Source organism: Flavobacterium pectinovorum (assembly GCF_022802975.1).
GTDB classification, from domain to species: Bacteria; Bacteroidota; Bacteroidia; order Flavobacteriales; family Flavobacteriaceae; genus Flavobacterium; species Flavobacterium pectinovorum_B.
The window spans coordinates 12,368-25,576 of sequence record NZ_JAFEVZ010000016.1; the positions used below are offsets into that span (position 1 = coordinate 12,368).

Genomic DNA, 13,209 nt, shown 5'->3' on the forward strand with positions numbered 1-13,209 from the left:
AACCGAAAGCATATCGTATTACATTCTTTCTAAAAACAATACTTATAACACCTCTTGCTGTTGTATGTGCTTCTGTTGCTAATTCTCACAGCAATTCTTTGTTTATTTTTAATTTCAACTTTAATAAAAATGAACAATACTAATAAAACTAAAACCTTATTGTTCACTGCAAAACCTATTTGACACAATTTATTTGTATCAAAAGAGCATTGTAACTATACCCTATTAAATAAATAAAATTCCAATTAACAACTAAAAAAACAACCAAAATGAAAAAGATGCACAACACTTGCTGTAAATAAACAAAAAAGCCATTTCTGCGGCAACAGAAATGGCGAGGCTTAAAGAAAATTTATCGCTAAATAAAGGAAACATAAGAGAGTTGAAAAATCAACTTTCGAGGTTCCTTGTTAATTACTTAAACCAATACAAAGAAATGAAAAAAAATATAAATCTCATTTTATGGGGAACAATTTTATTGATATCCCTGCAAATTCAGTCACAAAACACACAATTTATAATAAATTCGACTCTAAACGGGACCGTAGTAGACAAACAATCACAGCTTCCTTTACCCGGAGTTAACGTTCAGATCAAAGGAACTACCCACGGCGTAACCACCGACATTGACGGTAAATTCTTTTTTGAAACGGGGCAAAAATTTCCTTACACCTTAATTGTTAGCATCATAGGATACAAAAGATTACAAGTTGTAGCAGACGGAAGCCCAATAACCATTGAATTGGAAGAAGATATTCAGCAACTTAAAGAACTGGTGGTTGTAGGATATGGAACTCAGAGCAAAAAAAACATAACCGGATCAGTTTCTTCTATACCAAAAACAAGTTTAAGTCAGGTAACCTCATCGGCAGATAATTTGCTTCGCGGAGCTGTTGCCGGAGTTGTGGTTACCCAGAGTTCAGGACAGCCCGGAGCTTCATCCAGCATTAGGATTCGTGGAGGAAACTCGATTACAGGCGGTAACGAACCTTTGTATGTTATCGATGGAATTTTGGTTTACAATGACAACAATAATGGTTCTACCGGAATATCATTTTCAGGAGCAGGTGTAAATGTTTTGGCTACTCTAAATCCTTCTGACATTGAGTCCATTGAAGTTTTAAAAGATGCTTCGGCAACTGCAATTTACGGTTCACGAGGTGCAAACGGAGTTATTTTAATTAGTACCAAAAAAGGTAAAAAAGGACAAAATAATGTTACCTATCAAGGTTATATTGGATTTCAGGACGTTACAAAAAAAATAGATATTTTAAATGCAAGTGAATGGGCAACTTTACGTAATGACATTCAGATTGGTCTTGGACAAACACCTTCTTTTACAGCCCAGCAAATTGAAGATTTTAAAACAACCGGTAATTATGACTGGCAGGATGCTGCTTTTAGAAAAGCGGCTCCAATCCAGAATCATCAGTTGAGTTTTTCAGGCGGAGATGAAACTTCAAGATATTCGGTATCAACCAACTATTTCAAACAAGAAGGTATCATCATCGGATCTGATTTCAGAAGGCTGTCATTAAGAATAAACTATGAAAAAGATGTTTCTGATTTATTTCGATTTGGTGTAACCTCTACCCTTACCAATTCTTTATACAACGGAATGAGTGCCAACAGTGGAAGTGTGGCCTTAACCGCTCCAAATACATTAGCCAGTGCACTTTTAATAGCACCGGTAGTACCTATCAGAAATGCTGACGGTTCATTTAATGTTAAAACCAATCCGTACGCCACTCCTATCAATGGTTACATTACAAATCCAATTAACGATTTAGAAAACATTACTAATGAAACTAAAATCAACAGAACTCTTAGCAGTTTGTGGGGCGAATATAAAATTGCAAAAAACCTTGCTCTTAAATCTACTGTGAATGCAGATGTGATTAGTACGAAACAAAACTATTATGCACCATCAAATACAACAAATGGAGTTGAAACCAAAGGGTATGCATCTGTTGGAAATAAATTAGTAGGTTCTGTTTTGAATGAAAACACCTTAAACTACAACACTTCATTTGGAGGAGACAAACATCAATTATCAGCTTTGGCTGGATATACTATTCAATATTCTGAAGGAGAAGTAGCTACATCTGGTGCTACAAATTTTGTAAATGATTTGAATGAATATAATGCTTTACAAGACGGAATACCTATAAAACCAACCAGTGATGCTTACGAAAGTGTTTTACAATCCTGGTTAGGAAGAGTTAACTATTCTTTATTAGGGCGTTATAATTTCTCTGCTTCAGCTCGTGCAGACGGATCTTCAAGATTTGGTTCTGAATCAAAATGGGGATTCTTTCCTTCGGCTGGATTCTCATGGAATATTACCGAAGAAAATTTTGCTAAAGACCTAAAAGGGATAAATAATATCAAATTGAGACTGAGTGCAGGTACAACAGGAAATCAGGAAATTGGAGATTACCTTTCTTTAGCTGCTTTAGGATCTGTAAATTATGCTTTTGGCGGAACTATTCAAACCGGTTTTGCTCCTACCCGCTTATCAAACGAAAATTTGAAATGGGAAAAAACAACACAATACAATGTGGGTCTTGACTTTGATTTCTTAGACAAAAAAATCAGTCTTGTACTTGATGCTTACTACAAAAAAACAAGCGATTTATTGGTAAATGTACCTATTCCGTTGACTTCTGGCCAAACAACTGTTTTACAGAATATTGGGGCAGTTGAAAACAAAGGATTTGAAATTGGTCTGATTACCGAAAATATTAAAACAGATAGTTTTAGCTGGAATACCAATTTTAATTACTCCCTTAATAAAAATAAAGTATTAGAAATTGGAAATGGTTTACAAAAATTTTTCCCTACAGCACCAAGTGGTGTATTGAATTTACAGCAGCCTGTAATTGTAAAAGTAGGTCAGCCATTAGGAACTTTCTGGGGATACAGAACTAACGGGGTTTTCCAAAATCAGGAAGAAATCAATACACAGCCAACACTAAATGCAATTGCAAATACAAAACCAGGAGACCGAAGATATAAAGATATTAGTGGACCAAATGGTGTGCCTGACGGAAAAATTACATCTGATTACGACAAAGTAAATTTAGGCAGCGCACAGCCAAAATTTGTAGCAAGTTTAAACAACACTTTTGTCTATAGAAATTTCGATCTGAATTTATTTTTTCAGGGATCTTTTGGAAACAAAATTTACAACGCCATCAATCAGCAACTAGAAATTCCAAATTTAGTAAACAATGCCGCGGGTGCTTTAACAGAACACTGGACACCTGCAAATCCAAGCGAAGTAATTCCAAGAGCAGCAAATTCTCCTGCAACTGTAGTATCTGATCGTTACATCGAAGATGGCTCTTTCATCCGATTAAAAACGGTTACGTTGGGATATACTTTACCTAAAAATATCGCTTCGAAAATCAGAACCCAAAGCATCAAATTTTATGTATCGGCACAAAATTTAATCACCTGGACAAAATACAGAGGCTATGATCCTGAAATTAGTTCTTATGGTCAGAGCAATTTATTACCGGGTATCGATTACGGAGCCTATCCAACTTCAAGAACCTTTATAAGTGGTGTTAATGTCACTTTTTAATTCAAAAAACAGTCAAAATGAAAAAATTTATATTCCTCTCTATAAGTGCAATTTTACTAGCATCGTGCACCGATCTTGATGTTACACCAACATCATTTGTTACCAAAGAAAATTTTTACAACACCGATGATGATGCCATTGCCAGTGTTACATCTGTATATGCCTCTTTAAATATTGATACTGACCAAAGTCTTTTTGGAAGAAATCTATATTTCTTAACCGATATGGGAACCGATTATGCAGCTGCAGGTGTTTCTGCCATTAATCAAAATGTACGTGCCATTAGTGCTTTGTCTTATGATGCCAATACAGACCGAATTCAGGTAGCCTGGCGCCAAATTTACAGCGGTATCAACAGAGCCAATGTTGCCATTGATAACATTCCGAAAGTACAGGGAACTGAAGCTCTAAAAACCAGATTAATAAACGAATCTAAATTTATAAGAGGCTTGCTTTACTTTCATGCAGTTCGTTTATGGGGAGGTGTTCCGTTGGTTTTACACGAACCAACCTCATTAGACATTAATGCTTTAAAAGTCAACAGATCTACTGTAGATGAAATCTATACGCAGATCATTAAAGATTTGACAGATGCCGAAGCATTACCAACAACTTATACAGGTACCAATGTTGGTCGTGCCACATCAGGAGCTGCAAAGGCGATTTTAGCAAAAGTATATCTAACCAGAAAAGACTGGCCCAATGCTATTTTGAAAGCCAAAGAAGTCATTAACGGCGGATATGGATACGGACTTTTTACCAATTTTTCGGATATTTTTAATAAAGCCACCAAAAACGGTAAAGAGCATATTTTTTCTGTACAGTTTGAACCGAATCTGGCTGGAAACGGAAGCAGCGGAAGTACTTTTATGAGAACTTCTTTTGCCGGATTTACAACTGTAGAACCTGCAGATATCATCTCGGATGTGAGTTTGTTTTATGATATTTATACAACCGGAGATACCCGCAGAGATGCTACGTATGCTAAACAATTACCGAATCCGGCAACTGGTTTATTGTACACTTTTCCAAAACCAATTTTCAGAAAATACCTCGACGTTACCAATCTGGCGAACGGATCAAACGTAGCGATTAATTTTCCTATCATTCGTTATGCTGATATTTTGATAACATTAGCGGAAGCGATAAACGAACAGGAAAGTACTCCAACAGCAGAAGCTTATGAAGCCATCAACAAAGTAAGAAGAAGAGCTTTTGGAAAACCAATTGACACTCCGGATGCAACTGTTGATTTAGCTTTATTGACAAAAGCACAATTTAAGGAAGCCATTTTTACAGAACGTACAAAAGAGTTCCCACAGGAAGGACAGCGCTGGTTTGATTTGGTTCGCTGGGGAAGATTGGTTTCTGAGGTTAAAAAAGTACCGGGAAAATCAGCTGTTTCAGAAAGAAACAACCTATACCCGATTCCGCAAAGCGAAAGGGACCAAAATCCGGACGGTTTGCCACAAAATGACGGATATTAACAACCAACCATAAAAAAATTATAATCATGAAAAATTTCAAAAATAACTTTACAGTCAAAAGCCCGCAAAAAGGACTTTTGATTACTGCATTGCTACTCGCTCAATTGGGCTTTGCACAAAATCAGCCAAATGCAGATTTTAAAGGAACTATCGGTAAAACATTAGCCGATTCAAAAGAATACTGGCCGGAACCGGTAAAAGCTCCAAAAGGTGCTCCCAATGTTATTTGGATTTTACTGGATGATGTAGGATTTGGTGCTTCGAGTGCTTTTGGCGGACTAATTGAAACGCCTACTTTTGACACTTTAGCAAATAACGGATTACGTTATACCAACTTTCACACAACAGCAATCTGCGCTCCTACCCGTGCCGCTTTACTGACCGGAAGAAACTCCGGAAGAGTTCACGTTAGTGGTTTCTCTCACACTATTTTATCGGCAGGTTTTCCGGGCTGGGACGGAAGAATTCCATCTGATAAAGGAACAATTGCTGAAATTTTAAGAGAGAATGGCTACAACACTTTTGCGGTAGGTAAATACGGTGTTACTCCCGATGAAGATGCTACCGATGCAGGACCATTTGACAGATGGCCAACCGGAAAAGGTTTCGATCATTTTTACGGATTCTTAGGATCACAAACCGATCAGTACAACCCTGATTTAGTGGAAGACCAGACCCATATCAAAGGAGACGGACGCCATCTAAACGAATTAATTACCGATAAAGCCATCAGTTACATTCAAAAACAGCAAAAAGCAGCACCGGGAAAACCGTTCTTTTTATACTATGCTCCGGGAGCTGCACACGCACCGCATCAGGTTACTACAGAATGGAGTGATAAATACAAAGGAAAGTTTGATGAAGGCTGGGATGTGTATCGTGAAAAAGTATTGGCAAACCAAAAGAAATTAGGTGTAATTCCTGCAAACGCTGTATTGCCGGAACGTAATCCGCTGATTGGAGAATGGAAAAAATTATCTCCGGACCAAAAGAAAGTATATGCCCGATTCATGGAAGTATATGCTGGATTCCTGACGTACACGGATGCTGAAATTGGAAGAGTTGTAAATTATCTTAAAGAAACCAATCAATTTGATAACACTGTAATTTTTGTTGCCATTGGAGATAACGGAGCGAGTAAAGAAGGGACAACACAAGGAACTATCAGCCAAGGTCTTTTTGCTCAGGGAGCTTCTGACGAAAAAAATCTTCAGGATAATTTAGCCAACATCGGCGAAATTGGAACACCTCAGGGGCTTAACACCAATTACCCTTTAGGATGGGCTCAGGCTACCAATGCCCCTTTTAAAAACTGGAAACAGGATGCACAATCTGAAGGAGGAACACGTAATCCTTTGATTATTCATTATCCAAACGGAATTAAAGATAAAGGCGGAATCAGAAATCAATACAGCCATGTGAATGATATTCTTCCGACAACCCTTGACATTGCCGGAATAAAAGCTCCGGAATATATCAAAGGAATCAAACAGGACATCATTCAGGGATCTTCTTTGTACACTTCTTTAAATAATGCCAAAGCAGAATCATTACACAAAGTACAATACTACTACATTTTTGGAAACAGAGCGATTTACAAAGATGGATGGAAAGCGGCGGCAGCACATCCGGATCCTTTTACATTATTAAAGGCGGCAGGCAAAAATCAGGCTCCTGCCCCAAGCAATTTTGATACTGATGTTTGGGAGTTATACAACTTAAACGAAGATTTTAACGAGCGTAATAATCTGGCTAAAAAGCATCCTGAAAAATTAGAAGAGCTTAAAAAACTGTTTGATGAGCAAGCCAAAGAAAACAATGTGTATCCGTTGATTGACTGGCAGGATGTATTAGGAAGAAAAATACACAATACCGGTGCTGATAAAGGTAAAAGCCTTCAGGACTTAATTAAAGAAGCAACCAAACCAGGAAGCAATAATTAATAACCCTAATTCAGGTCTTTACCAGAAGACCTGAATTTCAATACCTAAACAATGAAAAATTTCCAATATAACAATCTTAAAAATTCATCAAAGTCGCTTTTGATTACTGCGCTGCTCGTTGCTCAGTTTAGCATCGGGCAATCAAAACCTGATCCTAATTATAAAGGAATTATAGGCAAAACATTAGCCGACTCAAAAGAATACTGGCCGGAACCTGTAAAAGCTCCTGAAGGTGCTCCGAACGTGGTCTGGATATTATTGGATGATGTTGGATTTGGTGCTACAAGTGCTTTTGGAGGTTTAATCAATACACCAACTTTCGAAAAACTGGCCAATGGTGGTTTACGCTACACCAACTTCCACACAACGGCTATTTGCGCCCCTACCCGTGCGGCATTGCTTACAGGCCGTAATGCGCATGCGGTTCACGTTGGCGGGTTTTCGCATACGTTTACCTCTGCAGGTTTTCCGGGCTGGGACGGAAGAATTCCATCTTCTGCCGGAACAATTGCAGAGATTTTACGCGAGAACGGATACAACACTTTTGCCGTTGGAAAATATGGAGTAACTCCCGATGAAGACGCTACAGATGCCGGTCCGTTTGACAGATGGCCGACCGGAAAAGGTTTTGATCATTTTTACGGATTCTTAGGTTCTGAAACCGATCAGTACAATCCGGATTTGGTTGAGGATCAAACCTGGTTAAACGGAAATACAAAACTGAACAGTTCAGGAAAAGACAAATCTAAAAACGAATTTACAGCCGACTTAAAAGGAAAACATTTAAGCGAACTGATTACTGATAAAGCCATTAACTATATCGAACGTCAGAAAAATGCGGCACCAAACAAACCGTTCTTTTTATATTATGCACCGGGAGCCACACATTCACCTCATCAGGTAACCAAAGAATGGAGCGACAAATACAAAGGCAAATTTGATGAAGGCTGGGATGTTTACCGTGACAAAGTAATCGCCAATCAGAAAAAACTGGGACTGATTCCTGCTGATGCCAAATTGCCAACACGTGATTCGTATGTAAAAGCATGGAATACTTTGTCTCCTGATGAGAAAAAGCTATACGCTAAATTCATGGAAATTTATGCCGGATATCTGGAATATACAGATTATGAAGTGGGCCGAATTGTTGAGCATCTTAAATCGATTAATCAGTTGGACAATACGGTTTTCTATATTGTTTTAGGAGATAATGGAGCCAGTAAAGAAGGAACTGCTTTTGGAACTATCGATCATCACCTGACATCAAAACTTTTCGCAGGTTCAAAAGCAGATGACCTGAAAGACAACCTCTCTAAAATTGATATTCTGGGAACTCCGGATGCTATTGAAGGAAACTACCCTTACGGATGGGCATTGGCGTCAAATACACCTTTCAAAAACTTAAAACAGGACGCACATTCTGAAGGCGGAACACGCAATCCGCTGATTGTGTATTATCCAAACGGAATCAAAACTCCGGGAATCCGTAATCAATATGGCCATGTAAATGATATTTTACCAACCACTTTAGAAACTATCGGAATCAAAGCACCGGAAACCATCAAAGGAATTGCCCAGGATCCGATTCAGGGAACTTCATTGGCTTATTCTTATGCTGATGCAAAAGCGCCTTCGAAACATAATGTTCAGTACTACTACATTTTTGGAAACAGAGCAATTTACAAAGACGGATGGAAAGCCGCAGCGGCACATCACCCTGATTTTATTGATATTATCGATAATGGAGCTTTAGCAAAATATACAGGACCAAGTACGTATGATAATGATGTTTGGGAATTATACAATTTGAATACGGACTTTAACGAAAGAGTGGATCTGGCTAAAAAGAATCCGGAAAAGTTAAAAGAACTTCAGGCTGAATTTGACAATCAGGCGAAGTTAAACAACGTCTATCCTTTTATTGACTGGATCGATGTTTTGAGACAACGAGTACACAAGAAAAATTAATAAAAATCTTTCAGAGCTATTAAATATTTTACAAAAGAAAACTTTAAGTAATAAACACAATTATAGTATCGTATTTTAAAATTAGAAAATGTACGATGTGTTGATTTTGATTCTTTTTAATTGATATCAACCCTTTTGACTTTACGACTTTTAAACTTTCGACTTACTTAATAGCTCTGATTCTAAAAAAGTAAATTATGGCAGCAGCAAAACCACTTATCAAAAAAGGCATTTTTGCCCTGGCCCTTGTAGTAATTGCAGTAACTTTTTACTACTTAACTATTTGGGCAACCCCTTATTATGTACAAAACAAATTTGCTTCAAAAAGTGCAGATTATATTAACACTCCCCGCTTTGGAGATCAGCCCAATGCAGAAAACAGCAGAGTGATTCCGTTACCGAATCCTGATTTTTTGTATTCTACTATCAATTATGATTTAAAAGAAAATGTCCTGAAAATATCAGGTATTGTGCCAGACTCCACTTATTGGTCAATATCAGCCTATCAGGAAAACACCACCAATTATTTTGTTGAGAATGAAGAGAAGGTAAAAGCAAAATTCGAATATTATCTGGCTCCCGAAGGAAGTACTTCTGAAGCATTAAAAAATATTCCGAAAGAAAAAATCATTTACAGCCCAACATCAAAAGGCTTAATTCTGTTTCGCTATTTAGTTTCTAAAGCGTATCCGGTAAAAGAGCTATCCGAATTGCAGCATGGTGTTACAGTAGAAAAATTAGCAAAATAATTTATTTTTTTTGTATAACTGAAAAATCAAATTTAAACACATAGATACATAGGTTTTTACTTTTCAAAAAGGATATAAAAGAGAAACACATTTCTCAACACATAGCTTTGTGTTTTAAAATAAGTGAAACGCCTTTTTTCGTTTACAGAACTATGACTCTATGTGTTAAAAATTGCATACAACATTCAACTTAAAATCAAATCAAAATGGCTTTAAATCAAAAAGTAAAAAAGATAGCATTAGGATTAGGATTAATTCTTTTGGCTATAATATTAGGAAGCGGAATTGGTATTTATAACATTTCGTCAGGAAAAAGCGATTCACAGCGCACTATAGGAAACTGGAAAACAGTTGATAAAGACAAAGACCTCAATACAGCTGATTTGTTAACCATTGCTCAGGTGGCGGTTTACGGACCTTATGCATTAACCAAAAAGGAAGTAATCTACCTGAGTACCAATACAGACAGCGAAGGAAACGAATTAGATCCTAAAGCTGACTATGTAATTACCGGTAAAAAATTAGACGCAAAGTACTGGAGCATCACAGCTTATGATGAAAATGGCTTTTTAATTAAAAATCCGATCAATAAATACAGCTACAATCTTGAAGATGTGAAATATCAGGCTGACAGTATTTCGTATAAAATCAATTTGTCAGGCACAGAAAAAACCGAAAACTGGCTGCCAATCAACAACGTTAAAAAAACAAGTTTAATTATTCGTTTGTACCTGCCTTCAGACAAACTCAGGGAAAATCTGACTATTCATACTCTTCCTGTTATCGAAAAGGTAAAATAATAATGACTCATTCATATAATAATCACAAACAATACAAAGCAATTCTTTGTCATCCCGAGGAACGAGGGATCTCCGTTGCCAGGTCTACAAACTAAGTTATATGCAATGCGGAGCTTCTTGCGGAGATGCTTCCTTCGTCAGCATGACAAGTATATAGATTATTACGATGTTAAAGAATCAGATTAACCAATAGTAAAATCTTAAAACTATGGAGATTGACACTTTAAAATTATACTAAATCCATATAATTAAAGAAATAAATATTATCCAAAATAAGAACATTAATCCTGAAAGGCACCATCAAATTCAGGTTATACTATTTAAAAATATATAAAATGAAAAACGTAAAGAACACTTCCATTATAAAAGTTACTTTTTTATTGGTATTCCAATTAGGATTAAATTCTGTTTCGGCACAAAACCAGCCTGATCCGGAGTATAAGGGAGTAATTGCAAAAACACTGGCCGAATCAAAAGAATACTGGCCTGAACCGGTTAAAGCACCAAAAGGCGCTCCAAATGTTATCTGGATCTTACTTGATGATGTAGGATTTGGAGCATCGAGCGCATTTGGAGGCTTGGTAAACACCCCGACTTTTGATGATCTGGCCAATAACGGGCTACGATTTACCAATTTTCATACTGTAGGGGTTTGTGCCCCTACCCGTGCGGCATTGCTTACAGGACGTAACCATCACACGGCCCACATGGGACTTTTTCCTCACAAGTTTATGAGAGCCGGTTTTCCGGGTTATGACGCTAAAATTCCATCATCTAAAGGAACCGTTGCTGAAGTATTAAGAGAAAACGGCTACAGTACCTATGCAGTAGGAAAATGGCATTTGACTCCGGATGAAGAAACCACAGATTTAGGTCCGTTTGACCGTTGGCCCTCAGGAAAAGGGTTCGATCATTTCTATGGTTTCCTTGGCGGAGCAACCGATCAGTATAAGCCGGATTTAGTAGAAGATAACAAAGCTGTAAAACCGGACGGTCGCCATTTGAACACACAACTTGCCGACAAAGCCATCAGCTATTTGCAATACCAGCAAAAAACAGCACCAGCAAAGCCTTTCTTTTTGTATTTGACTCCGGGCGCTACGCACTCCCCTCATCAGGTAGATCAGGAATGGATTGACAAATACAAAGGAAAATTTGACAAAGGATGGGACTGGTACAGAGAAACTGTTTTTGCCAACCAAAAGAAACTTGGCGTTATTCCGCAGGATGCCAAACTTCCAAAACGTAATGAAAGAGTTAAGGAATGGGAGAAACTTTCGGCTGAGGAAAAAAGAATCAATGCACGATTTTTTGAAAGTTACGCCGGTTTCTTCGAACAGACAGATTATGAAATTGGACGCATTGTTTCTTATTTAAAAAAGAGCAACCAGTTTGACAATACTATTATTTTCCTTGTTATTGGCGATAATGGCGCCAGTAAAGAAGGTTCTTATAATGGTTCTGTAAATAATGAATTTGGAGGAAATACCGCCACCAACGAAGCAGAACAGATTGCGGAACTGTCTAAAAATTTCGATAAAATCGGAACTAAAGATGCATATACCAATTATCCTGCGGGTTGGGCTCAGGCTGCCAATACACCGTTTAAATTCTGGAAAGCAGATGCACATGCCGAAGGCGGAACCCGAAACCCATTGATTGTTTCCTATCCAAACGGTATAAAAAACAACACCGGAATCCGTACGCAATACGGTCACGTAATCGATCTTTTGCCAACCACGCTGGCATTAACCGGCATCAATAAATTACCTGAATCGATCAGAGGAATCAAACAGGATTCGCTTCAGGGGAAAAATTTGACATCGGCAATTCAGGATGTCAATGCCCCATCGGTACATCAGACACAATATTACTTTTTATTTGGTGAAGGTGCTATTTATAACGATGGCTGGAAAGCTTCATTTGCTTACCGACCTGATTTTATAGACCTGTTTACTGATTTTAATACCAAAAACAAACCCGTAGCCAACAACGCCGGAAAAGAAGTCTGGGAACTTTATAATGTTGATAAAGACTTTAATGAAATTAATGATCTGGCTAAAAAGAATCCCGAAAAACTAAAAGAATTGGTGCAGTTATTCGATCAGCAGGCGAAAGAAAATAATGTGTACCCGCTAATCAACTGGAGTGATGTGCAGGATAAGTTTAAAACATTTCTGAAACAAAACAGACCACAGCAGCCTCAGCCTAACGATACTTCAAAAAATTAATGATATGAAACGGATAACCCCAGAATTCATCTTAAAAAAGATTCTTATCGGAATGATTCTTTTTGGGCTTCCACTAGGTCTCTTGACAGGAGTTTTAGCAATAATTTATCAATTTTTAAAATAAAAAATCATGGCTGAAGTAAACGAAGAAATTTTCGAAATAATAACACCGGATGACAATGAGAACGAGCAGGTTTATTTCAATATATATGAATACGAAGTAATAGACGCACTGATAGTAACCGGAAAAGAACAGACTAAAAAACATACGGTATATCCGGTTCTGGACTAAATATTTAAACTAAAAATACACAATATGAAACTAATAGATTTTCAAATCATAGGGAAAAAGATTGTTGTAGGAACAATTCTATTTTTTGTACCACTGGTAATTTTGGCCGGAGGTTTAGCCTTAATCAATCAATTTTTAAAATAAGAAATC

Annotated in this window: 8 protein-coding genes; all 8 read left to right on the forward strand. The window is 37.3% G+C overall.

What is annotated here, in order from left to right:
- Positions 1 to 436: 436 nt before the first annotated feature.
- The 8 genes from FLV_RS18060 to FLV_RS18095 all read left to right on the forward strand — a co-directional run bounded on the left by FLV_RS18060 (position 437) and on the right by FLV_RS18095 (position 13,059).
- Positions 437 to 3,589: a SusC/RagA family TonB-linked outer membrane protein gene (locus FLV_RS18060; RefSeq protein WP_243236088.1), complete on the forward strand. Its 3,153-nt coding sequence runs from the start codon at positions 437 to 439 to the stop codon at positions 3,587 to 3,589.
- A gap of 17 nt (positions 3,590 to 3,606) precedes the next feature.
- Complete coding sequence (locus tag FLV_RS18065) at positions 3,607 to 5,076, forward strand: RagB/SusD family nutrient uptake outer membrane protein (protein ID WP_243236089.1); 1,470 nt, start codon at positions 3,607 to 3,609, stop codon at positions 5,074 to 5,076.
- 26 nt (positions 5,077 to 5,102) lie between these two features.
- Positions 5,103 to 7,019, forward strand: a complete 1,917-nt coding sequence (locus FLV_RS18070; protein WP_243236091.1) for an arylsulfatase — start codon at positions 5,103 to 5,105, stop codon at positions 7,017 to 7,019.
- 51 nt (positions 7,020 to 7,070) lie between these two features.
- A complete protein-coding gene (locus FLV_RS18075) occupies positions 7,071 to 8,987 on the forward strand; it encodes an arylsulfatase (RefSeq protein ID WP_243236092.1) in 1,917 nt (638 codons plus the stop codon).
- A 197-nt stretch (positions 8,988 to 9,184) separates the two neighbouring features.
- Entirely contained in the window at positions 9,185 to 9,736 is a 552-nt protein-coding gene (locus tag FLV_RS18080) for a DUF1254 domain-containing protein (RefSeq protein WP_243236093.1), read from the forward strand.
- 206 nt (positions 9,737 to 9,942) lie between these two features.
- Complete coding sequence (locus FLV_RS18085; RefSeq protein ID WP_243236094.1) at positions 9,943 to 10,536, forward strand: DUF1214 domain-containing protein; 594 nt, start codon at positions 9,943 to 9,945, stop codon at positions 10,534 to 10,536.
- A 335-nt stretch (positions 10,537 to 10,871) separates the two neighbouring features.
- Entirely contained in the window at positions 10,872 to 12,767 is a 1,896-nt protein-coding gene (locus FLV_RS18090) for an arylsulfatase (protein WP_243236096.1), read from the forward strand.
- A 130-nt stretch (positions 12,768 to 12,897) separates the two neighbouring features.
- A complete protein-coding gene (locus FLV_RS18095; RefSeq protein ID WP_243236098.1) occupies positions 12,898 to 13,059 on the forward strand; it encodes a hypothetical protein in 162 nt (53 codons plus the stop codon).
- Positions 13,060 to 13,209 lie beyond the last annotated feature (150 nt).